The following is a 26,230-nucleotide window of genomic DNA, read 5'->3' as shown; positions in this document are numbered from 1 at the left end:
TCGCGCCTGATGTACGGAGAATTCGAACTCATCGAGCGCTGGCTGGCGCCCACGACGGGCGAGCCCGGCAAGGCCTCCGGCGTCTCGCTCGGGGTGGGTGATGACGCCTGCCTGATGCGCCCGTCGCCAGGGCACGAACTGGTCGTCAGCGTCGACACGTCGGTGGAAGGGCAGCATTTTCCCGAAGACGCACCGCCGCAGGCGCTGGGGCATCGCGCCCTGGCGGTGAGCCTGAGTGATCTGGCCGCCATGGGCGCGCAGCCGCGCTGGTGTCTGATGGCACTGACGTTGCCCGAGGTGGAAGAGCAGTGGGTGGCAAAGTTCGCCCAGGGCTTCCATGCTGTGTGCGACGAGGCGGACATGACCCTGGTCGGGGGCGACGTCACCCGGGGCCAGCGCGCCGTCAGCGTCACCGTGATGGGCGAGGTACCTGCGGGCGAGGCGCTGCGTCGCGACGGTGCCCGCGCCGGCGACGTGCTGGCGGTCACCGGTGCGCTGGGTGGCGGCGCCGGGGGACTGGCGGCCTGGTACGAGGGTCAGCGAGATCTCGAGTCACCGCTGCTTGCCCGCTACTTGTTGCCCCAGGCGCGCTGGCAGGCAGGTCTGGCGCTGCGGGGACTGGCCAGCGCGGCCATCGACGTCTCCGACGGCTTGCTTGCCGACCTTGGTCACCTGCTGAAAGCCAGCGGTGTCGGGGCGCGTCTTGACGCCGAAGCGCTGCCTCTGGCCGAAGGGCTCGTAGAGGCCCTCGGCACCGAGGCGGCCCGAGAGGCCGCCCTGACCGGCGGCGACGACTACGAGCTGGTCGTGGCGCTGCCGTCGGCGGCGTTCGATCGGGCCCGCCTGGCACTGGCAGAACTGGGGCTCGCCTTCGTTGCCATCGGCCAGGTCACCGCGTCGCCGGGGATACAAGGGGTGAATGCCTCTTCGCTGCCGGGGTGGCAACATTTCCACGGAGGGACATCGTGAACAAAGCACCGGCTAGCGTGTGGCGTCGACCGACCCATTTTCTTGCCTTCGGGCTGGGCAGCGGGGCGGCGCCCTTTGCCCCGGGGACCTTCGGGACCCTGGCGGCCATTCCCTTCTACTGGCTGTTGTCCGAGCTGACCCTGGGCTGGTACCTGGTGATGATCGCCATCACCTTCGTCTGGGGTGTCTGGCTGTGCGACAAGACGTCCCGGGACCTCGGCGTGCACGACCACTCCGGTATCGTCTGGGACGAGTTTGTCGGCTACTGGCTGACCATGGCGGCGGTGCCCTTTTCGTGGGAAGCGGCGCTGTGGGGCTTCGTTGTCTTTCGTGTATTCGACGTGATCAAGCCCTGGCCCATTCGCTGGGCCGATCGTCGCGTCGCCGGCGGCTTCGGCATCATGGTCGATGATGTCATGGCCGGCGTTTACTCCTGGTGCACCATGCACCTGTGGTTCTGGCTACACTGAACAGCGTATCGTCACGCCGACGGGGGCAGGGAGGCTCCTCTCGGCAGAGAGGGCAAGGAATGCGCAAGGAACGATGGATCGTACCGGTGGTGGTGGTGCTGGCGCTGGCCTGGGCGGTGGCCCAGTATCTCGCCAGTCTGCTGTTCGAGCGCGAACTGGAGAGGGCGCTTGCCGATCTCGAGGCGCGCGGTGACCTGCGAATCTCGCGCGACGACGTGGAGCAGGGCTGGCTGCGTTCCTCCGGCGTGTTGCATGTGGCTCCCCTGATCGGTCACGCCTGGCATCTTGCGATTCCCTACGAGGCACGCCACGGCGTACTCGATACCAGCGTCTTTGGCCGGCTCGACGTACACGTCGGCGACGCCGACCGGCGCCTGTTCGGTGATGCCATGCCGGCAAGCCCGCCCCGCTGGGAAGCTCACTACCGCACCCTGGGGGGCACCCTGCAGGGGGAGTTGCGGCTGGCACCATTTCTCATCAGTCAGTCTCCGTCCGGTGAAGCGCCTCGCTCGCTGCAATTCTCCGGTGGACGTATCGCCTTTGACGGAGTCTATGGCGACTGGCGCACCCAGGTGCTGCTGGAGGCGATCGAGTTGCGCGATGGAGACGCGGTGCTGGAAATCGGCCCGCTCCATCACGAAAGCCGTTACGCCTATACCCCCGGGGCCCTGCACTTCACCCAGCAGGACAAGCTGACCCTGGACGCCGTCAGTCTGCGTCACCCTCAGGTCAACCTGGATGGCACCGAACTGGTGCTCGAGGCCCGCACCCTGCTGGATGACAGCGAGCTGAGGCTGCAGAGCACCTTGACCATCGGTGAGGTGCGCTCCGGCGACGACATGCTGGTGGACGGCGAGGTCAGTCTGGAGCTGTCTCGCATCAACGCCGAGGCGCTGCGTTCGGTGGTGGCCCTGGCGCGTCACAAGACCGCGCTAGGCACCGTCTCGCTCGAGGACGCCGAGGCCTACTCGGCGATGGATCGCGCCCTGGCCCAGTTGCTCAAGGACTCTCCGCGTCTGGATCTGAAGGACGTGGATCTCGACAGCCCCATGCTGGGACTGAGTCTCAAGGGCGAGGGCGTGCTGGTGCTGGACCCCCGAGACCTTGCGTCGCTGAGCCTGCTGTCGCTGGATCGCCCCGAGATGCGCGAGCGCTTTCGCCAGCGCCTGGACGGAGACTTCGAATGGCGTGATCCGCCGGCCGTGGTCGCGCTGTGGCTGGGGTTGCCGCTGGATACCTCGATGCTGGGCATCGACGTGGTCAAGGGGCGACTGCGGATCAACGGACGTCCGGTACCACCGCTCCTGGGTGGTTGAGCGGACTCCGCTCACACCGTCAGAAGAGCCACCAGATTCCTGTCCCCTGAGTCCCTCCCGGCTGGGCCCGACAGCGTCCCCGATGGCGTCACTCTGCTGCTATCCTCCTGTCACGCCTTGAACTTGGTCGTGGTCGCCCGCATTGCTGATACCCAGACGGGCAAGACGCCCCCTACTTCAGGATGAGGACACCATGAGCGATGATCGCGATCCCCGGTCCGACGATCTGGACTGGATTCCCATGAGTGGCGACGCCGAAGACGGAACCGCGGACGGCCTGGCCGATGGCGAGCAGGTCCAGGGCCATGCGGTGATTCCTGCCAGCGCCTCGCTGCCGGAACGGCTTTACCTGTTGCCGATTCACAATCGTCCCTTCTTTCCCGCCCAGGTGCAGCCGCTGGTGATCAACCGCGAACGCTGGTCCGAGACCATCGAGCGGGTCGCCAATACGCCCCATGACACCGTCGGTCTCGCCTTCGTCGGAGAGGCCGGTGTCGAGGAGCTGTCCCACGAGGACTTTCCGACCATCGGCACCGCGGTCAAGGCCCACAAGCTGCAGGGCGAGGACAACCAGATCCAGTTCATCGCCCAGGGCGTGCGACGCTTCAAGATCGAGCGCTGGCTGTCGCGCACCCCGCCGTTTCTGGTCGAGGTGTCCTACCCTCGTGAGCCGGTGGACGCGGAGGAAGACGAGACCCGCGCCTACGCCATGGCGCTGATCAACGGCATCAAGGAACTGTTGCCGATCAATCCGCTGTACGGCGAGGAACTCAAGCACTACCTCAATCGCTTCAGTCCCCACGAGCCGGGCCCGTTGACCGACTTCGCCGCCGCCATCACCTCCGCCCAGGGGCAGGAGCTGCAGGACGTGCTCGCCACGCTGCCGGTGGTGCCGCGGATGCAGAAGGTGCTGCCGCTGCTGCGCAAGGAGATCGAGGTGGCGCAGCTGCAGAGCGAGATCAGCGAGCAGGTCAACGCCCAGATGCAGGAGCGTCAGCGCGAATTCTTCCTGCGCGAGCAGCTCAAGGTGATCCAGCGTGAGCTGGGCATCTCCAAGGACGACCGTGAAAACGACGTCGACACCTTCCGCGCGCGCCTCGAGGGCCGCGAGGTGCCCGAGCGGGTGCAGGAACGCATCGACGACGAGCTGGCCAAGCTGTCGGTGCTCGAGACCGGTTCGCCCGAATATGGCACCACCCGCAACTATCTGGACTGGCTGACGGCCATGCCCTGGGGCCAGCGCAGCCAGGACCAGCTGGACCTGGCCCACGCCAGACAGGTACTCGACCGCGACCATGACGGACTCACCGACGTCAAGGAGCGGATCGTCGAGTTCCTCGCCGAGGGCACCTTCAAGGGTGACGTGGGGGGCTCCATCGTGCTGCTGGTGGGACCACCAGGTGTCGGCAAGACCTCCATCGGTCGCTCCATCGCCGAGGCGCTCGGCCGTGAGTTCTATCGCTTCTCGGTGGGTGGCATGCGCGACGAGGCCGAGATCAAGGGCCACCGGCGCACCTACGTCGGCGCCATGCCCGGCAAGCTGGTCCAGGCGCTCAAGGAGGTCGAGGTCGAGAACCCGGTGATCATGCTCGACGAGATCGACAAGATGGGCCAGTCCTTCCAGGGTGATCCGGCCTCGGCCTTGCTCGAGGTGCTGGACCCGGAGCAGAACGTCGACTTCCTCGACCACTACCTGGACGTGCGTCTGGATCTGTCCAAGGTGCTGTTCGTGTGCACCGCCAATACCCTGGATTCCATCCCGCCGGCGTTGCTCGACCGTATGGAGCAGATTCGCCTGTCGGGCTATATCGCCGAAGAGAAGCAGGCCATCGCCAGGAACCACCTCTGGCCCAAGCTGCTCAAGCGCGACAATATCCCCAAAAAGCGTATCAATCTGACCGCCGCAGCCCTGCGCCAGGTGGTCGAGGGCTACGCCAGGGAGGCCGGTGTCAGGCAACTGGAGAAACAGCTGCACCGGATCGTGCGCAAGGCCGCCGTCAAGCTTCTGGAAAACGACCAGGCGACGGTCAAGGTCTCGCTCAAGAACCTCGAGGAATTCCTCGGTGCCCCGCTGTTCCGCAAGGAAAAGGTGATGAAAGGGCAGGGCGTGGTCACCGGCCTGGCCTGGACCTCCATGGGCGGTGCCACCCTGTCCATCGAGGCCGGCAAGGTGCACGGGCTGGATCGCGGCTTCAAGCTAACAGGCCAATTGGGCGACGTGATGAAGGAGTCGGCCAACATCGCCTACAGCTATGTTCAGGGGCACCTGACCGAGTACGGCGCCGATGCCGGCTTCTTCGATGCCTCCTTTGTTCACCTGCACGTGCCGGAAGGCGCCACCCCCAAGGATGGCCCCTCGGCGGGGGTGACCATGACCACGGCGCTGCTGTCACTGGCGCGTCATCAGTCCATCGAGCGCAACCTGGCGATGACCGGGGAGCTGACGCTGACCGGACAGGTGCTGCCGGTGGGCGGGATCCGCGAGAAGGTCATCGCCGCGCGCCGCAGCGATATCTTCGAGGTGATCCTGCCCGAGGCCAATCGGCGCGATTATGACGAACTGCCGGAGTACCTCAAGGACGGCATGACCGTGCATTTCGCCAATCGCTATAAGGACGTCGCCAAGGTGGTATTTGGCTAACGACGGCACTTCGGCGCATTTCGCCGACCGCTCTCGTCGGCCACTGCAGGGATGTCGCCAAGGTGGTGTTCGCCTAACGGCAATATGACGGTGCATTTCGCCGACAGTGAGCCGTCAAGCCGTTCCGGATCGGGCCCGAGGCCGCATGACGCGGTTCTCGGGCCCGTGGCGTGATGGCCTGTGCAAGGCTAGTCAGTGCCGTCTGTGCGTGACAGAATCGACAGTCTGGACACGCGACACCGCCCGGTTGCCTTCTGCATCACGGGTGGACGAAAAATGACGAGGATTCCATGCCTGAGTATCGCTCCCGTACCACCACCGCCGGTCGCAACATGGCCGGCGCTCGCGCCCTGTGGCGCGCCACCGGCATGAAGGATGGCGACTTCCAGAAGCCGATCATCGCGGTGGCGAACTCCTTCACCCAGTTCGTGCCGGGCCACGTTCACCTGAAGGACATGGGCCAGCTGGTCGCCCGTGAAATCGAAAAGGCCGGCGGTGTGGCCAAGGAATTCAACACCATCGCCGTGGACGACGGTATCGCCATGGGCCACGACGGTATGCTCTATTCGCTGCCGAGCCGCGATCTGATCGCCGACAGCGTGGAGTACATGGTCAACGCCCACTGCGCCGACGCTCTGGTGTGCATCTCCAACTGCGACAAGATCACGCCTGGAATGTTGATGGCCGCCATGCGCCTCAACGTGCCGGTGATCTTCGTCTCCGGCGGCCCCATGGAAGCCGGCAAGACCAAGCTGCTGGATCACGGCCTGGACCTGGTGGACGCCATGGTCATGGCCGCCGACGATTCGGTGGACGAGGAAACCCTGAACGAGGTCGAGCGCAGCGCCTGCCCCACCTGTGGCAGCTGCTCCGGCATGTTCACTGCCAACTCCATGAACTGCCTGACCGAGGCGCTGGGTCTGGCGTTGCCGGGCAACGGCACGGTGCTGGCCACCCACGCCGATCGCCGCCGCCTGTTCGAGACGGCGGGCGAGCGCATCGTCGAGCTGGCCAGGCGCTACTACGAAGGTGACGAAGCGCACCTGCTGCCCCGTGCCATCGGCTCCAAGGCGGCGTTCAAGAACGCCATGACCCTGGATATCGCCATGGGCGGCTCCACCAACACCATCCTGCACCTGCTGGCCGCCGCCCAGGAGGCAGGCGTCGACTTCAACATGATGGACATCGACCGGCTGAGCCGCGAAGTCCCTCAGCTGTGTAAGGTGGCGCCCAATACCCAGAAGTATCACATCGAGGACGTGCACCGGGCCGGCGGCATCATGGCGATCCTCGGCGAGCTGGATCGCGCCGGAGTGCTGGATACCTCGGTGCCCACGGTCTACGGCGACAGCCTCAAGCTGGCCCTCGACGAGTGGGACATCATGCGCAATCCGTCGGCGGAGGTGGTCAACTTCTTCAAGGCCGGCCCCGGTGGTATCCCGACCCAGACGGCGTTTTCCCAGAGCGCCCGCTGGCCGAGCCTGGACGGTGACCGCGCCACCGGTTGTATCCGCGACTACGAACACGCCTTCTCCAAGGAGGGCGGGCTCGCCGTGCTGAAGGGCAACATCGCCGAGAACGGCTGTGTGGTGAAGACCGCCGGCGTCGACGACAGCATCCTGGTGTTCGAAGGGCCGGCCCACGTGGTCGAGTCTCAGGATCAGGCGGTGGAACATATCCTTGGCGACAAGGTGAAGGAAGGCGACGTGGTGGTGATCCGCTACGAAGGCCCCAAGGGCGGCCCGGGCATGCAGGAGATGCTCTACCCGACGTCCTATCTCAAGTCCAAGGGGCTGGGCAAGGGCTGCGCCCTGCTCACCGACGGACGCTTTTCCGGCGGCACCTCAGGGCTGTCGATCGGCCACGTCTCGCCGGAGGCTGCCGCCGGCGGCGCCATCGCTCTGGTGGAAAGCGGCGACCGTATCCGTATCGATATCCCCGCTCGGACCATCAATGTCCTGCTGGACGACGCCGAGCTTGCCGAGCGCCGCCAGCGCCAGCAGGAGCGCGGCAAGGATGCCTGGAAGCCGAGCATTCAGCGTCTGCGCAAGGTGACTCCCGCGCTGAAGGCCTATGCCTTGTTGGCCACCTCGGCAGACATGGGCGCGGTGCGCGATCTGGAAAAGCTTGACGACTAGTATCTGCGCTTTTTAGCACAGAGTAGCTCGATGAAGGCCGGCATACGCCGGCCTTCATCGTTGATGGCGTCCGGCGCTCAGGCGACACCATGGGCAAAAAGAGCGACCGATCAGCTCACTGAATCAGCTTGCGTGTACGCCGGAACTCGATAATTTCCGGGGATTTGGTCATTCTGACGTGACAGGGGATCGACAGATCAAAGAAGCCCTCGACAAGATGGGCGAGATGCAGGCACGGGGACCGCTATGAAAACACAGACTCTCAATGTGGGCCTGGTGGGTTACGGCATGGCTGCCAAGACCTTCCATGCCCCCTTGATCCAGGCCGCGCCAGGGCTCGAGCTGACCTCGGTGGTCAGCTCCGACGCCGACAAGGTCTTGCGTGACCTTCCGGACGTGACGGTGCACGCCAAGCTCAACGAGCTGCTCGAGGTGCGCCACGTTGACCTGATCGTGATTGCCACGCCCAACGAGCAGCACTATGCCATGGCCAAGGCGGCCCTTGCGGCAGGCAAGCACGTGGTGGTGGACAAGCCGATCACGGTGTCGGCCTCGGAGGCGCGTCAGCTCCGCGCCCAGGCGGACCGCTCGGAATTGCTGCTCAGCGTGTTTCACAATCGTCGCTGGGACTGCGACTTCCTGACGGTGCGCAAGCTTCTGGAGCAGGGCCGGCTGGGGCGAGTGACGTCCTTCACCTCGCGATTCGATCGCTATCGACCGGCGGTGAACAACCGCTGGCGAGAGCAGCACAAGCCCGGTGGCGGCATCTGGTACGACCTCGGCCCGCATCTGCTCGATCAGGCCATAGAGCTGTTCGGCATGCCTCGGGCAATTCTGCTGGAACTGGCCTCCGCCAGAGACGGCGCCGAGGTAGATGACGACTTTCTGGCGCTGCTCGAGTACGACCGCCTCAGGGTGACCCTGCAGGCCAGTTCGCTGGTAGCCGAGCCCAGCCCGCGCTTCGTGGTGCACGGCACCGAGGGCAGCTATTCGATCTACGGGCTCGACCCCCAGGAAGGCTGGCTCAAGCAGGGACTGATGCCGAGTGAAGACTGGGGCGTCGACGATGCGCCGGGACAACTGACCCTCAACCGAGGCAGCGTCGAGGAGCCGGACCTGGTCACCGAAGAGTGGTTGTCGGAACCGGGCAATTATCCCGCCTTTTACACTGCCGTCGCCCAGACCCTGCTGCATGGCGACCCGCCGCCGGTGTCCGGCGAGCAGGCGGTGGACGTGATGACCTTGCTGGAAGCGGGGCTCGACAGCTACCGCCAGGGGCGCTGGGTGCGCCTGAAGGAAGGCAACAGCAACCTCCGCCGGCTGCATGCCCGTCGCTGAGGCGAATCAGCCAGGCATGACAAGAGGGCCTTGGCCAAGGAAATTCGACCAGGGCACGTTGACCAGGGGGCCGTCGGGGCCCCCTGGTCGTATTGGCAAGGTGGGTCTTGCCAGAGCGAGTCTTACCAAAGTGAGGTATCGGCCTGCTCGCCCTTGAGCTTGTCCCGGGCGATGTACAGCGCGGCGATGGCGCGGGCCTCGTGGAAGTCCTCCCGGGCGAGCAGGGCGGTTATGCTGTCCAGCGCATGGGTCTCCACCACCAGCGGCTCCGGCTCATCGCCCTCCAGGCGCTTGGGGTAGAGGTCGCTCGCCAGCATGACCTGCATACGCTGGCGCATATAGTTGGGCGACAGGGATAGCTCGACCAGCGGTTCGATACGCCGGGCGCCCACACCACACTCTTCCATCAGCTCGCGGTTGGCGGCGGTGACGATGTCCTCGCCGGGGTCCACGACGCCCTTGGGCAGGGTCAGCACATAGTCCTCGAAACCGGCGGCGTACTCTCGGATGAGCAGCACATGGTCGGGGTCGGGCATGGCGACGATCATGACCGCGCCGATGCCCTTGCCGTTGCCAAGCAGCCGTTCGAAGTGACGCTCGGCGCCGTTGGAAAAGCGCAGTTCGAGTTCCTCGACCCGGAACAGACGGCTCTCGGCGACGGTCTTGCGTGAGAGGATGCGGGGTTTTTCCGGGGAACTGTCGTCCATGGGGGCTCCTGGGCGGTGGGATGGGCTGGTGGATCGCGTAATGAATAACGCAACGAATAGCGCAATGACTAGCGTAATGAACATGGGGTTGGCGGCGTCGCGGGACATCCGCCGTCCGCACCGGGCCGAGACCAGGCGCAAGCGCCCGGGCTGCGAGCCCGAATGCCTTTGAGGTACACTAACACGTTACTCAGGTGTCGGCGGACGTTCGCCGGCGCAGTGGAACAAGCATTGAGCTGGTGATGGCGGGAGATGAGGTAATGCTCGATTGGGACACCATCGATACCGTGCTGCTGGACATGGACGGCACCTTGCTGGACTTGCACTTCGACAGTCATTTCTGGCTGGAGCATCTGCCTCGCCGCTACGTTGAACTGCACAAGCTGGATGAGGCCACCCAGGAAGTGGTGCGCGCGCGGATCATCCGGGAGCAGGGCACCCTCAACTGGTACAGCCTGGCCTACTGGAGCCGCGAGCTCGACGTGGATATCGTCGCGCTCAAGCGCGAGGTCCAGCATCTGATCGGCCTGCGCGGCGATGCTCTGGACTTTCTGGGCTGGCTCAAGAGCGCCCATCCGCGAGTGGTACTGGCGACCAATGCCGATCGCGAGAGTCTGGCGCTGAAGCTGCCGCTGACGGGCCTCGACGACTACCTGGACGCCATCGTGTCGTCTGCCGATATCGGCGAGCCCAAGGAAGAACAGGCGTTCTGGCATGCGCTCAACGAGATCGAACCCTTCGACCGCGAGCGGACCCTGTTCATCGACGACAACGCGGTGGTGCTCGAAAGCGCCCGCGAGTACGGTATTCGCCATCTGCTGGGGATCCGCCAGCCGGACAGCCGGCGGCCGGAGAAGTCGCTCAAGGACTTTATCGCGCTGGACCGTTTCGCCGATATCATGCCCTCGGCGCCGCAGACTCCGGAGGCCCCCCGTGGATAGCGTCAGACTCGACAAGTGGCTGTGGGCGGCACGATTCTTCAAGACCCGCGCCCTGGCCAAGAAGGCCATCGAGGGTGGCAAGGTCGAGGTCGACGGGGCCAGGGCCAAGACCAGCAAGTCGGTGAGCCCCGGCATGTTGATACGTGCGCCTCAGGGCTGGGATGTGTGGGAGGTCGAGGTGCTCGAGGTCAGCGAGCAGCGTCGTGGGGCGCCGGAGGCGCGGCGGCTGTACCAGGAGACCGAGCAGAGTCGAGAACGTCGCGAGCGCGAGGCCGATCAGCGCCGCCAGGCCAACGAGGTCTTCAAACATCCGCTCAAGCGCCCCGACAAGCGGGCGCGCCGCGATATCAAGCGCTTCCAGCGCGAGGGCGGCTCCTGACGGCGCGCGTCTCGCTCATCCCAGCGCCCTCGTCGAACACCCTTCTTCTTTTCGTCAGACGCGCGCCCGCCGGGGCGCGCCCAGCAGAGATCGTTTTTCATGGCTGATCAGATCCAGCGATTCATTATCGATGACACCAACGTCCGCGGCGAAGTCACCCGCCTGTCCGAGGCCTACGACGAGGTACTGAAGCGTCACGAGTATCCGGCCGCCGTCAATCGCCAGCTCGGTGAACTGCTGGCGGCGGTGGCTCTGTTGACCGACACCGTGAAGCTTGACGGCACCATGACCCTCGAGGTGCGCGGCAGTGGTGACGTCTCCTTGATGATGGCGGAGTCCAATCCTGGTGGTGAGCTTCGCGCCATCGCCCGCCTCGCCGAAGATGCGGCACTACCCGGCGATGAGGCCGGCTTTCGCGAGCTGGTGGGAGAAGGCCAGATCGTGATCACCCTCGACCCCAAGGAAGGGCGGCGCTATCAGGGTATCGTCGGCATCGAGCACGATCGCCTGGCCGGCTGCCTGGAAGCCTACTTCACCCAGTCCGAGCAGCTGCCCACGCGGCTGTGGCTGGCGGCGGACGGTGTCAGCGCCGGTGGCCTGCTGCTGCAGCGACTGCCCGACGAGTCGCTCAATCAGGATGACGACGCCTGGGATCGCGCCTATCACTTGGCTGCCACCCTCAGCGAACAGGAATTGCTGGAACTGGATGCGGCAACTTTGCTGGTGCGGCTGTTCCATGAGGAGCCATTGCGTACCTTCGAATCCAAGGCGTTGCGTTTTGGTTGTACTTGTTCTCGTTCGCGCATCGCCGGGGGACTGATGTCGCTGGGGCACGAGGAATTGCGTCAGATCGTCGCGGAGCAAGGTACGATCGAGACCCAGTGTCACTTCTGCAACACTCGCTACGCCTTCACCGCGGCCGATGTCGAAGCCTTGATCGAGGACCCCAGCGACGGCAGCCCAACGGTGCATTGAGCGGTTGCAGCGTCCAGGCCCGAGCCGTCTCGCTGGCATGAATGGCAGGCTCGAGGTTATCGGGGCTGCGGTGGTGGTTGCAGGTTTGTAGTGGAATGACAGGAAATGCACCAAAAAAGCCGAAATGTTGTAATTAAACTACAATAACGTCTTGAAAAATGGGCATTTCCTGTCTCGGGGTTTTTTGCCATAATCCCCGCCGATCCCGGACGCGTCGTCAGTCGAAGAAGACGGTCGAACCGCGTAGTCGACTCGCCGGATCCCTTGCGCCGTTCGCCCTGTCGGATGGCGCCAGTCCACGAGAGAGAAGCCGAAGGCCCAGGAATCCTATGACCACCACCACGCAGTCTTCTACCGTTCACGTCAACCTCAGCACTGCCGAGCTCATCGAGCGTGCGGTGGCCCAGGGCGAGGGCCGACTGGCCTCCCACGGCGCCCTCGTGGTCAAGACGGGTGAACGTACCGGGCGCTCCCCCAAGGACCGGTTCATCGTCGACGAACCGTCCACCAGCGCCCAGATCGACTGGGGCAGCGTCAACCGTCCCTTCGACGCCGAGCGTTTCGATGCACTGTGGGAGCGAGTGGAAGGCTACCTGGGCGAGAAGGACAGCTATGTCAGCGAGCTTCACGTGGGCAGCGATCCGACCCACTACCTGCCGGTTCGTGTGACCACCGAGACCGCCTGGCACAACCTCTTTGGCCGCACCATGTTCGTGCGTCCCGAGGCCTACAATCCGTCACGCAAGGACGAGTGGGAAATCCAGAATGCCCCGCACTTCGTGTGTGAGCCAAGCCGTGACGGCACCAACTCCGATGGCTGCGTGATCATCAACTTCGCCAAGCGCCGGGTGCTGATTGCCGGCATGCGTTACGCCGGCGAGATGAAGAAGGCCATGTTCTCGGTGCAGAACTTCCTGCTGCCCGAGGCCGACGTGCTGCCCATGCACTGCAGCGCCAACGTCGGCGAAGACGGTGAGACCACCCTGTTCTTCGGCCTGTCCGGCACCGGCAAGACCACCCTGTCAGCGGACCCGGGTCGCTACCTGATCGGCGACGACGAGCACGGCTGGGGCGTCGGTACCGTGTTCAACTTCGAGGGTGGCTGCTACGCCAAGTGCATCGACCTGTCGGAAAAGAACGAGCCGGTCATCTGGAACGCCATCAAGTTCGGTACCGTGCTCGAGAACGTGGTGCTCAACGATCGTCGTGAGCCGAACTACGCCGACGACAGCCTGACCCAGAATTCCCGCGCCGCCTATCCGCTCGAGCACGTCGACAAGCGTGTGGCCGAGAACCGCGCCGGCGAGCCCAATGCCATCGTCTTTCTGACCTGTGACATGAGTGGCGTGCTGCCGCCGGTGTCGGTGCTGTCTAAGGAAGCCGCCGCCTATCACTTTCTGTCCGGCTACACCGCCAAGGTGGGCTCCACCGAGATGGGCTCTTCCAGTGGTCTGGAAGCGACCTTCTCTACCTGCTTCGGTGCGCCGTTCTTCCCGCGTCCGGCCCGCGAGTACGCGGATCTGCTGATCAAGCGCGTGGCCGAGAAGGACGCTCAGGTCTACCTGGTCAACACCGGCTGGACCGGCGGTGCCTATGGCGAGGGCGGCTCACGCTTCTCCATCCCGACCACCCGCGCCATCATTCACGCGATCCAGACCGGCGTGCTGCGTGACGTCGAAACCCGCCACATCGACGGCCTGAACCTGTCGGTGCCGGTGTCCGTGCCCGGCGTCGACTCCAGCCTGCTGGATCCGCGTCAGACCTGGGAAGACCAGGCAGCCTACGATCGCAAGCGCAGCGAACTGGCGGGCAAGTTTGTCGAGAACTTCAAGAAGTTCGACGGCGTCAGCGACGCCATCGTCAAGGCAGGCCCGAGTCTGGTCTAGGCGGCTACGGGCCTGGTCTAGGCGGCTCCGGGCCTGGTACAGGCCGAGGGCCAAGTTTGTCGGGCTGACATACGGCCAAGAAGTTCGACGGCGTCAGTGACGCCATCGTCATGGCGGGCCCGAGTCTGGTTTAACCTGCGGGTTGCCAACGCAGTAAACGACTGAACCTTGCCGCGAGGCAGGGGTCGAGAAGAGGAGAAGGCGATGGCCTTCTCCTCTTTTTTTGCGCTTGTTCCAGCGCCTTGCCGTCGATAGTTGGCGAAGGACCGGACGGACAGCGACGATTGAGTGTAAGGAAGGGGAGGGGCAGACCGACCCAGCACAATCCTTGACGCAGGAGACTCTACAATGAAACGACGCAATTTCCTCGCGCTGCTCGGGCTCGGCGGCCTCGCCAGCATGGTGCCGGCGGTGGCCAATGCCCGCCCGGAGCTGGAGCTTTCGCCAAGTCCCGATATCGAGCCGCTGGAATTGAGCGAGAGCGAATGGCGTGAGCGCCTGAGCCCGGCCCAGTACGATGTGCTGCGCGAGGCAGGGACCGAGCCGGCAGGCTCCAGTCCGCTCGACGGCGAGAAGCGTGAAGGCGAATTTCGCTGTGCCGGTTGTGATCTGTTGTTATTCACCAGCGCCATGAAGTACGACTCCGGCACCGGCTGGCCGAGCTTCTACGAGCACGTGGAGGGCCACCTGCTGACCAGTGTGGACTACAAGATCCTGTGGCCGCGTACCGAGTACCACTGCGCTCGCTGTGGTGGTCATCAGGGGCACGTGTTCGAGGATGGGCCCGATCCCACCGGTCTGCGCTGGTGCAACAACGGGGTCGCGCTCAAGTTCGTTCCGGCCTGAACGAAAAGCTGCCCGGGGGATGACGCCGGGCAGCGGGTGGCGGCGGCGCAAAAGGGCGCTTTGTGATACCTTGGCCGGATCACAGACGTCGTATTGCCAAGGATTTCATGGACGCTACAGCCAAGATCATTGCCCGCCTGGCCGAAGAACTGGCGGTCAAGGCCCCTCAGATCTCCGCGACCGTCGAGCTGCTGGATGGCGGCGCGACGGTGCCGTTCATTGCGCGCTATCGCAAGGAAGTGACCGGAGGACTCGACGATACCCAGCTGCGCAACCTGGAAGAGCGCCTGGGCTATCTGCGTGAACTGGAAGAGCGCCGCACCACGGTGCTTGCGGCCATCGACGAGCAGGGCAAGCTCAGCGATTCGCTGGCCGCCAGCATCCAGGCCGCCGATACCAAGCAGCGCCTGGAAGACCTCTACCTGCCCTATCGCAAGAAGCGCCGGACCAAGGCACAGATCGCCCGGGAAGCGGGTCTCGAGCCGCTGGCCGACGCGCTGCTGGCCGATCCGACCCTCGACCCCGAGACCGAAGCCGCGGGCTACCTGCGGCCTGCCGAAGGCGAGACGCCGGCGATCGAAGACGCCAAGGCGGCGCTCGATGGCGCCAAGCAGATCCTGATGGAGCGCTTCGCCGAGGACCCCGAGCTTGTCGGACGCCTGCGCGAGAGACTGTGGAGCGAGGGCGAGCTGTCCAGCCGCGTGATTGCCGGCAAGGAGCAGGAGGGCGCCAAGTTCTCCGACTACTTCGAACACGACGAACGGCTCGCCAAGGTGCCTTCTCACCGCGCCCTGGCGATGTTCCGTGGCCGTAACGAGGGTGTGCTGGCGCTGGCGTTGCGCCTGCCTGGCGAAGACGAGGCGCCGGTGCACCCAGCCCAGGTCGCCATCGCGCGTCACTTCGAGATTCGCGACGAGGGGCGCAAGGCCGACCGCTGGCTGGCCGAGGTGGTGCGCTGGACATGGCGGGTCAAGCTCTACACCCATCTCGAGACCGAGCTGATGGGGCGTCTGCGTGAGCGGGCAGAAGGCGAGGCCATCGACGTCTTCGCCGCCAACCTCAAGGATCTGCTGCTGGCGGCGCCGGCCGGCCCCAAGGCCACGCTGGCCATCGATCCCGGCCTGCGCACCGGCTGCAAGGTGGCGGTGGTAGATGCCACCGGGCAGTTCCTCGAGCAGGCCACCATCTTTCCCCACGCCCCGCGCAATCAGTGGGATGCGTCGCTTGCCGAACTGGCGAAACTGGTCAAGAAACACGGCGTCGAGCTGATCGCCGTAGGCAACGGCACCGCCAGCCGGGAGACCGATCGGCTGGCCGGGGATCTGCTCAAGGCGATGAAGGATCTCCGGTTGTCGAAGGTCATGGTCTCGGAGGCGGGGGCCTCGGTGTACTCTGCCTCCGAGTATGCCTCCCGCGAGCTGCCTGATCTCGACGTGACCATTCGTGGCGCGGTGTCGATCGCGCGCCGCCTGCAGGACCCCCTGGCCGAGCTGGTCAAGATCGAACCCAAGTCCATCGGCGTCGGCCAGTACCAGCACGACGTCTCCCAGGTCCAGCTGTCACGCAGCCTCGAGGTGGTCATCGAGGACTGCGTCAACGCGGTGGGGGTCGACCTCAATACCGCCTCCTCGGCGCTGCTGTCGCGGGTGGCGGGGCTCAATCCGGGGCTGGCCGAGAACATCGTCACCCAGCGCAACGCCAAGGGCGCCTTCCGTGATCGCCGTGATCTGCTCGAGGTGTCACGGCTGGGGCCCAAGACGTTCGAGCAGTGCGCCGGCTTCCTGCGCATCATGAATGGCGCCAATCCGCTGGACGCCAGCGCCGTGCACCCGGAGGCCTATCCGCTGGTCGAGCGTATCGCCGAGCGCAGCGGGCGCGAGCTGTCCGGGCTGATCGGCGACAGCGCCACGCTGAAGGCGCTCAAGCCCAGCGAGTTTGCCGACGAGCGCTTCGGGGTGCCCACCGTCAGCGATATCATCGCCGAGCTCGACAAGCCTGGGCGCGACCCTCGCCCCGAGTTCCGTGCAGCGCAGTTCCGCGAGGGCGTCGAGACGCTCAAGGACCTTGAGCCGGGCATGGTACTGGAAGGTACCGTGACCAACGTCACCCACTTCGGTGCCTTCGTCGATATCGGTGTGCATCAGGACGGTCTTGTGCACATTTCAGCGCTGTCGGACCGCTTCGTCGAGGATCCACGCACCGTGGTCAAGGCGGGCGACATCGTCAAGGTCAAGGTGATGAACGTGGATCTGCAGCGCTCGCGTATCGGGCTGTCCATGCGCATGGACGATACGCCCGACAGCGCCGACGGAGGTGACGCTCGCCAGGCCCCCAGACGTCGCGAAGGCGGTGGCAAGGGCAAGGGCCCTCGGAGCCAGCAGGGTCGCGGTCAGGCAGGCAAGGGAGGGCGCGACGAGGCCGCTCCCATGGGCGCCCTGGGTGCCGCTCTGCTCAAGGCGAAGCAGGGTCGTTCTTGAAACCTGCCAATGGAACGCCATAATCTGTCGACCTTATCCAGCGATCTCGACTGTCGACCTTCGCTGTCGACCGTATCTGTCGACTGAAACAACGGGCGCCTGAGCGCCCGTTGCCGTCGCCGCCATTCGAAGCAGGCCCCCGGGCCCTTCCACGACACGGGGTGTTCACCTTGTCCACTCAGCTTTCTTCGCTCCTCGAACGCCTGCGCGGCCCGGCGGCCGCACGACGCTTCGGCCGCCTGCGCCGCGGCATTGAAAAGGAGGGGCTTCGGGTCGACGACCGCGGCGTGATCGCGGCGACCTTCCATCCCCGGGCGCTGGGCTCCAAACTGACCCACCCCCATATCACCACGGACTACTCCGAGGCGCTGCTGGAGTACATCACGCCGGTCTACAGCCGTCCCGACGAGGCGCTGGAATTTCTGGCCGATCTCCATCGCTACACCTATCGCCATCTGGACGGAGAGTGGATCTGGCCGGCCAGCATGCCTTCCCGGCTCAATGGCAACGACAGCGTGCCCATTGCCGACTACGGGAGCTCCAACGTCGGCACCATGAAGCATGTCTATCGTCGCGGCCTGGACGCTCGCTACGGGCGGATCATGCAGTCGATCGCCGGCATCCACTACAACGTGTCGCTGCCCGACGACCTGTGGACGCTGCTGCAGACCCTGGACGAGCAGGAGCAGGTGTCCATGGGCGAGTACCGCTCGTCGCGCTACTTCGGACTGATCCGCAACTTCCGGCGCCATAGCTGGCTACTGCTGTATCTGTTCGGTGCATCGCCCGCCATCGACGACAGCTTCCTGGATGATGGCGAGATCCCCGAGGGGCTGGAACGCCTCGGCGAGCGCACCCTGGTATCTCGCTATGCGACGAGCTTGCGGATGTCCGATCTGGGCTACCAGAACAAGGTGCAGGATCAGCTCAAGATCTGCTTCAATTCGTTGTCGAATTACGTCAACACCCTGCGCCATGCCATCGCCACCGGCTGGCCGGACTACGAGGCGTTGGGTGTGCGTGATGGCGATAGCTGGCGTCAGCTCAACGCCAACATCCTGCAGATCGAGAACGAGTACTACAGCGATATCCGTCCCAAGCGGGTCACCCGTCACGACGAGACACCGAGCCAGGCCCTCGAGGCCCGCGGTGTCGAGTACATCGAGGTCCGCTGTCTGGATATCGATCCCTTCGCTACCCTGGGGATCGATGCCGCCCAGACCCGCTTTCTCGACACCTTCCTGGTGTGGTGTCTGCTGTCCGACAGTCCCTGGATCTCCGACGAGGAGTGTGACCACCTGGACGACAATCGTCGCCTGGTGGTGGAGCGCGGTCGCGAGCCCGGGCTCGAGCTCAATGACCGAGGCAACCGCCGCGGTCTGGTCGACTGGAGTCGTGCCATCGTCGCCGAGATGCGCGAGGTCGCCGCGCTGCTCGACCAGCTCGAGGATGGCAGTCCCCACCAGCAGGCGGTGGACGCGATCGCGCCGCGCATCGATGATCCGTCGCTGACGCCTTCTGCTCGCGTGCTGGCGCGCCTCGAGGACAACGGTGAGGAGTTTGTCGAGGCCATGGTCGCCATCGCCCGTGAGCAGGCCGCTGCGCTGGCTGACGAGCCGCTCAACCGGTGTCGTGCGTCCATGCTGGAAGACCTGGTCGAGACCTCTCATCAGCAGCAGCGGGAGATCGAGGCATCCGACACCAGCGATTTTGCTCAATTCCTGAGCGACTATTTCAGCCGAGCCCGGGAGACCCGGGCGTTGGCACCCACGGATCAACCGACCCATAGCGGAGAGGGCCTGAAATGAGCGAGTGGAGCCTGCGGCAGTGGAGCCTGGCGGGACTGGGCTTTTGCGTGGCAATGATGGCCGTCGCCCTGGGGCTTGAGCACCTGGTCGGGCTCGAGCCCTGTCCGCTTTGTGTGTTTCAGCGGGTGGCGGTGATCGCGGCAGGGCTGGTGTTTGCCGTGGCCGCGTTGCATGGACCCCGTGGTGCATTCGCCACAGTGGCCTACAGCGGTCTGGCGGCCCTGGCGGTGCTGTCCGGGATCGCTGTTGCCGGGCGTCATCTGTGGCTGCAGTCGCTGCCGGCGGATCAGGTGCCGAGCTGTGGCCCTGGTCTTGACTACATGATCGATGTGCTGCCGCTGCAGAAGGTCATCGCCTCGGTGTTGTCCGGCTCCGGCGAGTGCGCCGAGGTCGGCGCTACCCTGCTCGGGCTGTCGCTGCCAGGCTGGACGTTGATCGGCTTTGTGGTACTGCTGGCGGTGCCGGTGGGCATGCTCACAACGCTGCGGGCCACGACCAGCGGCTATCGCTGGAACGGCTGAAGCTTGGCGGTAGAGGCGTGCTCTGCGCCGTTTTGCTGTCGGTGATGACGGCCAATCAGGTACTTGGCATGCATTCGTTGACAGGGGCGGCGGCACGAGGGAGTCTGTTCATCCGCCTGGATTCGGGGTGAGGCAGTGCTAGGGAGGCCGCCATGTTGGAAGATTGCAAGACCGCTCGCGAACGCTGGGGAGGCGTCCATCGACTGATCGACCGCTGGCTCGAGCAGCGCGAGGGTTTGCTCGTTGTCTTGAATGAGCTCGAACAGTCATGCGATGCGGATCTGGAAACCATCACCAAGGAACGCATCGACACCTTCAGCGAGACGCTGATGGACTACATCAGCGCCGGCCATTTCGAGGTCTATCCGCAACTGAGGGAAGAGGCGCGTGCCTTCGATGACACGTCGGCACTGAATATCGCCGATCGTCTGCTGGAACGCCTCGAGATGTCCACCGAACTGGTGCTGTCCTTCGACGAGGACTACTCTACTCCGGTGCGCTGCCAACGCTTTCTGCCGCGTTTGCCGGCCTGGCTCGAGCGTCTGAAGAAGGGCCTGTCGGAGCGCTTCGGCCTGGAAGATCAGCTGATTGCACGGCTCCACGACGAGCACGCCCCCGCCGAAGGCATCTCCTGACAGGGGGTGCCGGCGGTGAAGGAGGGTAGTGAGGGCGGACCGTGAGGGCGGACAGTGAGTGAGAGGGTTAGTGAGAGGGTGAGTGAGCGCGCAAGGCCAGCGCGGTGCCTTGATCGCCTTCGATAACACCGAAGGCTTTGGCGGCGTCGTTCGCACCAGGCCGCCGATTTTGCCCGCTCCCGATACTCGAGGATCCGACACTTCTGGATCTGGCTCTTGAGGGGCCGCCACGTCAGGTCGTCCAGGCGGACGTGTCTGGCGACAGCCAAGGTCGGCGGTGCGAAGCCAGGTCAATTGCGTCGGGCCAATTGAGTTTTGTGCACTGCAAGCATAAGATTTTCCGCGTCCTGAACGCCGCCCGAGGCAGCCAAGGTGTCGGCCGACGTCTGCAAGATGCCGCCCGGGCCCCTTCACGGCGACAATCCCAAGGAGCCATGATGAAAGACCCCGTACGTATTGCCATCACCGGTGCCGCCGGTCAGATCAGCTACTCTCTCGCCTTCCGTATCGCCGCCGGCGACATGCTGGGCCCGGACCAGCCGGTCATCCTGCAGCTGCTCGAGATCACTCCGGCCATGGAAGCGCTGAATGGCGTGGTGATGGAGCTCAACGACTGCGCCTTCCCGCTGGTTCAGGACATCGTCGCCACCGACGATGCCAACGTGGCCTTCAAGGACGCCGACTTCGCCCTGCTGGTGGGTGCCCGTCCGCGCGGTCCGGGCATGGAGCGCAAGGACCTGCTCGAGGCCAACGCCGCCATCTTCTCCGCCCAGGGCAAGGCCATCAACGACAACGCCAGCCGTGACATTCGCGTGCTGGTGGTGGGCAACCCGGCCAACACCAACGCCCTGATCGCCTCCTGCAACGCGCCGGACCTCGACGCCGGTCAGTTCACCGCGATGATGCGTCTGGACCACAACCGGGCCAAGACCCAGCTGGCGCAGAAGGCCGGCAAGCACGTCACCGACGTCGACAGCATGATCGTCTGGGGTAACCACAGCGCGACCCAGTACCCGGATCTGTCCCACTGCAAGGTGGACGGCAAGCCGGCCTTCGACCTGGTCGAGCGCGACTGGTACGAAAACGACTTCATCCCGACCGTGCAGCAGCGTGGCGCCGCCATCATCAAGGCGCGTGGTGCATCCTCCGCTGCCTCCGCCGCATCCGCCGCCATCGATCACATGCGTGATTGGGCGCTGGGCAGCGACGGCATCGTCAGCATGGGCATTCCCGCCGACGGCAGCTACGGCGTCGAGCCGGGCATCATGTATTCCTACCCGGTGGTGTGCAAGGACGGCAAGTACGAGATCGTTCAGGGTCTCGAGGTCGACGAGTTCAGCCGCACCAAGATGAAGGCGACCGAAGACGAGCTGCGCGAAGAGCGCGCTGCGGTCGAGCACCTGCTGGGCTGATATCGGTCTCGCAAGGCCCGACAGGGCCTTGCACAGCATCGCCGGCACGTCGACCAGCGGTCATCGTGCCAACGAAGAACCCCGCCACATGTGGCGGGGTTCTTTTGTGGATGGCGTCGGCGTCGTGCGAGGGGGTTTGGTTCAACCGCGCTTGGCTCAACCGCGCAGGGAGATGATCTTCCAGCCCTTGGCCTCGGCGACTTCGCGCAGCGCCGGGTCCGGGTCCACCGCGACCGGATGATCGACCTGCTCGAGCAGCGGCAGGTCGTTGTGGGAGTCGCTGTAGAACCAGGCGCCGTCGAGGGTGTCGTCGCGCTCAGAAAGCCACTGTTCCAGGCGGGTCACCTTGCCCTGCTGAAAGCTCGGCACGCCGCTGACCCGGCCGGTGTAGCGTCCATCGACGAGCTCCGGTTCCACGGCGATCAGGTCATCGATGCCCAGGCGTTCGGCGATGGGGCCAGTGATGAAGCGATTGGTGGCGGTGATGATCAGCAGGGTGTCGCCCCGCGCGCGGTGGCGGGCGATCAGTTCCTCGGCCTGGGGCAGGATGGCGGGCTCGATCTTGCTGGCCATGAACTGCTGATGCCAGGCGGCGAGCTGTTCCATGGAATTGTCCGCCAGTGGCTTCAGGGCCACCTCCAGGAAGGCCATCATGTCGAGACGACCGGCATCGTAGTCGGCCTTGAAACGGTCATTGGCCTCGCGATAGGCCACCGCGTCCACGGCGCCCTGCTCGAGCAGAAATTCGCCCCAGGCATGGTCGCTGTCGATCGACAGCAGGGTATTGTCCAAATCGAAGATGGCCAGACTCAAGGTGTGTCTCCCGGCGCTTGGGTGAGGCGACCTCCCGGCCCGGCGATCTGTGTCGGAGTGGCCAGCAACAGGCGTACGTCATGCCCATGGGCCCCTGGCCCGGGAAGGCCACAAAGGGGGCGATTATGTCAGAACCTCGGCAGGGGTTCGAGATGTCGTATTGATGCGCTTCGAGCCATTGTGGAAGAATGCAGTCAATACCGATTGGAAAGGTGAAGCCCGTGATCGACGCAGACGGCTTTCGCCCCAACGTTGGCATCATCATCGTCAACGACCAGGGGCAGCTGCTATGGGCGCGTCGGGTAGGGCAGAACGCGTGGCAATTTCCCCAGGGAGGCATCAAGTCAGATGAGACGCCCCAGCAGGCTTTGTTCAGAGAGCTCCACGAAGAAATCGGCCTGACCGCCGAGGATGTGGAGGTACTGGCCTGCACCAGGGGGTGGCTACGCTACCGCCTGCCGCGACGCATGGTTCGCACACATTCGCGCCCAGTGTGCATAGGACAGAAACAGAAGTGGTTCCTGCTGCGGATCCGCTGCCAGGAAAGCCGCATCTGTGTGGATGGCACCCCCAAGCCCGAGTTCGATGGCTGGCGTTGGGTCAGTTACTGGTATCCGCTGGGGCAGGTGGTACCGTTCAAGAGGGAGGTCTACCGCCGAGCACTACGTGAGCTATTGCCTCGCGCCCAGAGCCTGGCGCTGGAGAAGGGATGAATCCAGCGCCCGCGGCAGCACATCAGCCACGTCGGCGAGAGGCCGGTGGCGTTGCTGCCTCCCACTTATCGTTCGGTCGCCCCATGGCCGGACCAGTACAAGAACAGGGGTGAGACCTTTCCATGCTCAAGGTCCTGCAACGAATCATTCAGGAGGTCAACAGCGCGCGCAGCCTGGACGCGGCGCTGGCGACCCTGGTGCGCCGGACACGCAAGGCGATGCAGACCGATGTCTGTTCGTTCTACCTGTTTGACGGCGAACGCGATGCGCTGGTGCTGATGGAGACCATCGGCCTGAGAACCCAGGCGGTGGGCCAGGTGGCGCTGCCGGTAGGGGAGGGGCTGGTCGGCACCGTGGCCCGCCGCGAGGAACCGCTCAACCTGGAGGACGCCCAGGCTCACCCCAGTTTCCGTTACTTCGAGGCCACCGGTGAAGAGCGCTACTCGAGCTTTCTCGGTGTGCCCATCATCCATCAGCGCCGCATGCTCGGTGTACTGGTGGTGCAACAGGCAGAGCGTCGTCGCTACGATGAATCCGACGAGGCCTTCCTGGTCACCATGGGCGCCCAGCTTGCCGGCGTGCTGGCCCATGCGCTGGCTACAGGTGGGCTGACCTGCCCGGCCTTTCCCGGTGTCCAGGCGACCTTCATCGGGGTCGCCGCCTCACCCGGCATGGCCATCGGCGAGGCGGTGGTGCTGTCACCGCCGGCCGATCTCGACAGCGTGCCGGATCTGGTGCCCACCGACGTCGAGTTCGAGATCGCGCGGCTCAAGGACGCCATCGCTCGGGTGCGCGAAGAGATTCGTGCCGCCGGCGAGCGGCTGGCCAATCGTATCTCGGCCCAGGAGCTGGCGCTGTTCGACGTCTATCAGCAGATGCTCGGCGAGGCGGCGCTGTCCCAGGAAGTCGAAAAGCGCATCCGCGAGGGCCAGTGGGCGCCTGGCGCCCTGGCCGACGTGGTGCGCCGCCATGTGCAGTATCTGGAGCGGGTGGACGACGATTACCTGAGAGAGCGTGCCGCCGACGTGCGCGATCTCGGACGTCGAGTGCTGGCCCATCTGCAGGAAGAGTCGCCGCGGTTGCCTGAACACTACCCCCAGGGGGCCATCCTGATCGGTGACGAGATCAGCGTCGCGCTGCTTGGCGAGGTGCCCCGGGACCGACTTGGCGGACTGATCTCGGTACGCGGGTCGAGCAACTCCCATGTGGCCATCATCGCCCGTGCCATGGGTATTCCGCTGGTGTCGGGGATGATCGACCTGCCGTTGCCGCGACTCGACGGCGCCCCTCTGGTGCTGGATGGTCACCGAGGGCGCGTGTTCGTGCGTCCTGGTCCGGAGCTGGTGGCCCATTACCAGAGCCAGATCGACGAGGAGAAGGCCCTGGCGGCGCTGCTCGAACACGAGCAGGACCTGCCCAGCGTGACCCCGGACGGCCACGCCATGACGCTGATGGTCAATACCGGACTGACCGTCGATACGGTCGCATCGCTCAAGACGCGTATCGGCGGGGTTGGCCTGTATCGCACCGAAGTACCGTTCATGATCACCGAACGTTTCCCCGGCGAGCAGGAGCAGACCCGGCTGTACAGGGAGCAGCTCGAGAGCTTTGCCCCGCTTCCGGTGGTGATGCGGACCCTGGATATCGGTGGCGACAAGGACCTGCCGTACTTCCCCATCGAGGAGGCCAACCCCTTCCTCGGCTGGCGCGGTATTCGCGTCACCCTGGATCACCCCGAAGTGCTGATGGTACAGCTGCGCGCCATGCTCCGGGCCTCCCAGGGGCTCGACAACCTCGAGCTGCTGCTGCCCATGGTGACCAATGTCGATGAAGTCGATGACACCCTGAAGCTGATCGAGCGAGCGATCATCGAGCTGGGCGAAGAGGGGGTGGAAGTGCGCCGGCCGCGCCTCGGGGTGATGCTCGAGGTGCCGGCGACGCTCTACCAGCTCAGGGCACTGGCGGCGCGGGTCGACTTTTTCTCCGTGGGCAGCAACGACCTGACCCAGTACCTGCTGGCGGTGGATCGCAACAACCCGCGGGTCGCCGACCTCTACGATTCCTGTCACCCTGCGGTGCTGTCGGCGCTGCATCGCCTGGCCGCCGAGAGCAGCGAGCTGAACGTGCCGACCTCGGTGTGTGGCGAACTCGCCGGCGACCCGGCTGGTGCGCTGCTGCTGATGGGCATGGGCTTCCGGGTGCTGTCGATGAATGGCCCCAACCTGCCCCGCGTGCGGGCGGCCATTCGTCGGGTATCGCGGGAGGCGGCAGCCGAGCTGGTGGAGCAGACCCTTGCGCTGGATACGCCAGCCGAGGTGCGCGCCCACCTGGCGAGCCGCATGCAGGCCTGGCAGCTGGCTCATCTGCTGCCGCCCAGGGATTGAGCGAGACAGCGGCCGTCAAGGATGGCCGCGCGCCTTGGCATCTCGCAGCGTGGCCAGCGATGCTTCAGCCGTCTCGTTCGATGGTCAGCGCCAGCCGAGTCTCGTCCTGAGGCCGCCCGCCCGGGCCGAAGCGCCGTTCCGAGATGTCGAAACGCTCGCCGTTCACGTCTCGGTGCAGCGTCAACTCGCTGGTGGCACGGGTGCCGTAGTCGTCGCCGACGATAAAGGCTGGTGACAGGAAGCGTTCGAGCTCCAGCCCCACGCCGGTGTCCGGCAGGCTACCGTCCGGTGCAGGGCCGCGGTCGAGGAAGCCCTGGCGGGCGCTTGCCAGGGAGGCGTGTCTGGCCTCGGCGATGTCTTTGGCCAGGGCGTTGCGCACCTGGACCAGCTTGGGCCAGGGGGTATCCAGAGAGGCGTTGGACAGGCCGTGCACTCCGGCCTCGACCGCCTGCAGCGCGCAGCCGTGGCGATGCCGCTCGAGGTGCCACAGCCGCTTGCCGTCGCCGATCAGCAGATTGAAGCCACCGTAGCGCAATGCCTCGCCCGCACTCTGGCATTCGAGCCAGGCCTCGAGGTCATCGGTTTCAAGGCCACGGCGCACCAGCAGGCCGCGGCTTTCGCTCGGTTGCGGTGGTATCAGTTCCGGGTCGCGAACATTGGTGATGGCGGCGAAGCGGCCGCGACGATGGATGCCGAGCCAGGTCCCGCCGGCCTCGAGGTCGCGACCGGCGACCAGTCCCGGGGCATCCGGCCAGGCGGCCAGGGGCGCGGTGGGGCGCGAGTGGACTTCGTCGCGGTTGGCGATCAAGGTGATCGGCCGCGCACTGTCCGGGGCGAAGTGAAAGGCAATCAGGCACATGG

21 protein-coding genes are annotated in these 26,230 nt (G+C 65.2%); 18 read left to right on the top strand and 3 right to left on the bottom strand.

Annotation, left to right across the window (positions count from 1 at the left end; all coding sequences use genetic code 11):
• Nucleotides 1-9: 9 nt before the first annotated feature.
• From thiL to NFI08_RS12910, 6 genes are all read left to right on the top strand, one after another.
• Nucleotides 10-969: a thiamine-phosphate kinase gene (gene thiL, locus NFI08_RS12935; protein WP_222568152.1), complete on the top strand. Its 960-nt coding sequence runs from the start codon at nucleotides 10-12 to the stop codon at nucleotides 967-969.
• The gene (locus NFI08_RS12930; protein WP_045993081.1) at nucleotides 966-1,439 is read left to right on the top strand and encodes a phosphatidylglycerophosphatase A family protein; all 474 of its coding nucleotides are present in this window, start codon (nucleotides 966-968) and stop codon (nucleotides 1,437-1,439) included. The genes thiL and NFI08_RS12930 overlap by 4 nt, the downstream gene beginning before the upstream one ends.
• Nucleotides 1,440-1,498: 59 nt before the next feature.
• On the top strand, nucleotides 1,499-2,755 hold the full coding sequence (locus tag NFI08_RS12925) for a DUF945 family protein (RefSeq protein ID WP_222568151.1): 1,257 nt from the start codon (nucleotides 1,499-1,501) through the stop codon (nucleotides 2,753-2,755).
• 193 nt (nucleotides 2,756-2,948) lie between these two features.
• Nucleotides 2,949-5,396 carry an endopeptidase La gene (gene lon, locus NFI08_RS12920; RefSeq protein WP_108448155.1) on the top strand — a complete coding sequence of 816 codons (2,448 nt, stop codon included), beginning with the start codon at nucleotides 2,949-2,951 and terminating at the stop codon, nucleotides 5,394-5,396.
• A 290-nt stretch (nucleotides 5,397-5,686) separates the two neighbouring features.
• Nucleotides 5,687-7,534: a dihydroxy-acid dehydratase gene (gene ilvD, locus NFI08_RS12915; RefSeq protein WP_286986152.1), complete on the top strand. Its 1,848-nt coding sequence runs from the start codon at nucleotides 5,687-5,689 to the stop codon at nucleotides 7,532-7,534.
• A gap of 246 nt (nucleotides 7,535-7,780) precedes the next feature.
• A complete protein-coding gene (locus tag NFI08_RS12910; protein ID WP_349589834.1) occupies nucleotides 7,781-8,872 on the top strand; it encodes an oxidoreductase in 1,092 nt (363 codons plus the stop codon).
• Between the two features lie 122 nt (nucleotides 8,873-8,994).
• On the opposite strand, the gene nudE is transcribed toward NFI08_RS12910, so the two are convergent.
• Nucleotides 8,995-9,579 (bottom strand): ADP compounds hydrolase NudE, encoded by a 585-nt coding sequence (gene nudE, locus NFI08_RS12905; RefSeq protein ID WP_045993076.1) that lies wholly within the window; start codon nucleotides 9,577-9,579, stop codon nucleotides 8,995-8,997.
• A gap of 260 nt (nucleotides 9,580-9,839) precedes the next feature.
• Between nudE and yrfG the strand changes: the two genes are divergently transcribed.
• From yrfG to NFI08_RS12855, 10 genes are all read left to right on the top strand, one after another.
• A complete protein-coding gene (yrfG, locus tag NFI08_RS12900) occupies nucleotides 9,840-10,520 on the top strand; it encodes a GMP/IMP nucleotidase (protein WP_045994132.1) in 681 nt (226 codons plus the stop codon).
• Nucleotides 10,513-10,899 (top strand): RNA-binding S4 domain-containing protein, encoded by a 387-nt coding sequence (locus NFI08_RS12895; RefSeq protein ID WP_108131399.1) that lies wholly within the window; start codon nucleotides 10,513-10,515, stop codon nucleotides 10,897-10,899. Before yrfG ends, NFI08_RS12895 begins: the two co-directional genes overlap by 8 nt.
• 99 nt (nucleotides 10,900-10,998) lie before the next feature.
• Nucleotides 10,999-11,874, top strand: a complete 876-nt coding sequence (gene hslO, locus NFI08_RS12890; protein WP_108131400.1) for an Hsp33 family molecular chaperone HslO — start codon at nucleotides 10,999-11,001, stop codon at nucleotides 11,872-11,874.
• Between the two features lie 329 nt (nucleotides 11,875-12,203).
• A complete protein-coding gene (locus tag NFI08_RS12885; protein WP_349589828.1) occupies nucleotides 12,204-13,760 on the top strand; it encodes a phosphoenolpyruvate carboxykinase in 1,557 nt (518 codons plus the stop codon).
• Nucleotides 13,761-14,108: 348 nt separating this feature from the next.
• A complete protein-coding gene (gene msrB, locus NFI08_RS12880; RefSeq protein WP_045994136.1) occupies nucleotides 14,109-14,606 on the top strand; it encodes a peptide-methionine (R)-S-oxide reductase MsrB in 498 nt (165 codons plus the stop codon).
• 107 nt (nucleotides 14,607-14,713) lie between these two features.
• Nucleotides 14,714-17,083, top strand: coding sequence for a Tex family protein (locus NFI08_RS12875; protein WP_286986154.1), 2,370 nt, complete (start codon nucleotides 14,714-14,716; stop codon nucleotides 17,081-17,083).
• A 161-nt stretch (nucleotides 17,084-17,244) separates the two neighbouring features.
• Nucleotides 17,245-18,891: a glutamate--cysteine ligase gene (gene gshA / locus NFI08_RS12870; protein WP_485477624.1), complete on the top strand. Its 1,647-nt coding sequence runs from the start codon at nucleotides 17,245-17,247 to the stop codon at nucleotides 18,889-18,891.
• Nucleotides 18,888-19,412: a disulfide bond formation protein B gene (locus tag NFI08_RS12865; protein WP_108131401.1), complete on the top strand. Its 525-nt coding sequence runs from the start codon at nucleotides 18,888-18,890 to the stop codon at nucleotides 19,410-19,412. Before gshA ends, NFI08_RS12865 begins: the two co-directional genes overlap by 4 nt.
• 152 nt (nucleotides 19,413-19,564) lie before the next feature.
• Entirely contained in the window at nucleotides 19,565-20,047 is a 483-nt protein-coding gene (gene rsd, locus NFI08_RS12860; RefSeq protein ID WP_045994140.1) for a sigma D regulator, read from the top strand.
• Nucleotides 20,048-20,484: 437 nt separating this feature from the next.
• Nucleotides 20,485-21,459 carry a malate dehydrogenase gene (locus NFI08_RS12855; RefSeq protein ID WP_045994141.1) on the top strand — a complete coding sequence of 325 codons (975 nt, stop codon included), beginning with the start codon at nucleotides 20,485-20,487 and terminating at the stop codon, nucleotides 21,457-21,459.
• A gap of 156 nt (nucleotides 21,460-21,615) precedes the next feature.
• Here the strand turns inward: NFI08_RS12855 and NFI08_RS12850 are convergent, their stop codons facing one another.
• Nucleotides 21,616-22,272: a histidinol-phosphatase gene (locus tag NFI08_RS12850; protein WP_045994142.1), complete on the bottom strand. Its 657-nt coding sequence runs from the start codon at nucleotides 22,270-22,272 to the stop codon at nucleotides 21,616-21,618.
• Between the two features lie 221 nt (nucleotides 22,273-22,493).
• Here NFI08_RS12850 and NFI08_RS12845 point away from each other — a divergent pair, with 221 nt between their 5' ends.
• Together NFI08_RS12845 and ptsP are read left to right on the top strand one after the other, a co-directional pair.
• Complete coding sequence (locus tag NFI08_RS12845) at nucleotides 22,494-22,985, top strand: RNA pyrophosphohydrolase (protein ID WP_045994143.1); 492 nt, start codon at nucleotides 22,494-22,496, stop codon at nucleotides 22,983-22,985.
• A gap of 122 nt (nucleotides 22,986-23,107) precedes the next feature.
• Nucleotides 23,108-25,369, top strand: coding sequence for a phosphoenolpyruvate--protein phosphotransferase (gene ptsP / locus NFI08_RS12840; RefSeq protein WP_286986156.1), 2,262 nt, complete (start codon nucleotides 23,108-23,110; stop codon nucleotides 25,367-25,369).
• 64 nt (nucleotides 25,370-25,433) lie between these two features.
• Here the strand turns inward: ptsP and NFI08_RS12835 are convergent, their stop codons facing one another.
• Nucleotides 25,434-26,228 carry an NRDE family protein gene (locus NFI08_RS12835; protein WP_286986157.1) on the bottom strand — a complete coding sequence of 265 codons (795 nt, stop codon included), beginning with the start codon at nucleotides 26,226-26,228 and terminating at the stop codon, nucleotides 25,434-25,436.
• Nucleotides 26,229-26,230: the final 2 nt, after the last annotated feature.

This window comes from Halomonas sp. EF61, from assembly GCF_040147045.1.
Taxonomy (GTDB): Bacteria; Pseudomonadota; Gammaproteobacteria; order Pseudomonadales; family Halomonadaceae; genus Halomonas; species Halomonas litopenaei.
This window is presented reverse-complemented; position numbering and strand designations above follow the sequence as displayed.

Bases quoted from the DNA above. Each gene is read 5' to 3' on its own strand.
- rsd (WP_045994140.1), top strand. From the start codon at position 19,565: ATGTTGGAAGATTGCAAGACCGCTCGCGAACGCTGGGGAGGCGTCCAT.
- ptsP (WP_286986156.1), top strand. From the start codon at position 23,108: ATGCTCAAGGTCCTGCAACGAATCATTCAGGAGGTCAACAGCGCGCGC.
- NFI08_RS12855 (WP_045994141.1), top strand. From the start codon at position 20,485: ATGAAAGACCCCGTACGTATTGCCATCACCGGTGCCGCCGGTCAGATC.
- msrB (WP_045994136.1), top strand. From the start codon at position 14,109: ATGAAACGACGCAATTTCCTCGCGCTGCTCGGGCTCGGCGGCCTCGCC.
- NFI08_RS12875 (WP_286986154.1), top strand. From the start codon at position 14,714: ATGGACGCTACAGCCAAGATCATTGCCCGCCTGGCCGAAGAACTGGCG.
- hslO (WP_108131400.1), top strand. From the start codon at position 10,999: ATGGCTGATCAGATCCAGCGATTCATTATCGATGACACCAACGTCCGC.
- nudE (WP_045993076.1), bottom strand. From the start codon at position 9,579: ATGGACGACAGTTCCCCGGAAAAACCCCGCATCCTCTCACGCAAGACC.
- yrfG (WP_045994132.1), top strand. From the start codon at position 9,840: ATGCTCGATTGGGACACCATCGATACCGTGCTGCTGGACATGGACGGC.
- thiL (WP_222568152.1), top strand. From the start codon at position 10: ATGTACGGAGAATTCGAACTCATCGAGCGCTGGCTGGCGCCCACGACG.
- NFI08_RS12865 (WP_108131401.1), top strand. From the start codon at position 18,888: ATGAGCGAGTGGAGCCTGCGGCAGTGGAGCCTGGCGGGACTGGGCTTT.
- NFI08_RS12910 (WP_349589834.1), top strand. From the start codon at position 7,781: ATGAAAACACAGACTCTCAATGTGGGCCTGGTGGGTTACGGCATGGCT.
- lon (WP_108448155.1), top strand. From the start codon at position 2,949: ATGAGCGATGATCGCGATCCCCGGTCCGACGATCTGGACTGGATTCCC.
- NFI08_RS12885 (WP_349589828.1), top strand. From the start codon at position 12,204: ATGACCACCACCACGCAGTCTTCTACCGTTCACGTCAACCTCAGCACT.
- ilvD (WP_286986152.1), top strand. From the start codon at position 5,687: ATGCCTGAGTATCGCTCCCGTACCACCACCGCCGGTCGCAACATGGCC.
- NFI08_RS12835 (WP_286986157.1), bottom strand. From the start codon at position 26,228: ATGTGCCTGATTGCCTTTCACTTCGCCCCGGACAGTGCGCGGCCGATC.
- NFI08_RS12925 (WP_222568151.1), top strand. From the start codon at position 1,499: ATGCGCAAGGAACGATGGATCGTACCGGTGGTGGTGGTGCTGGCGCTG.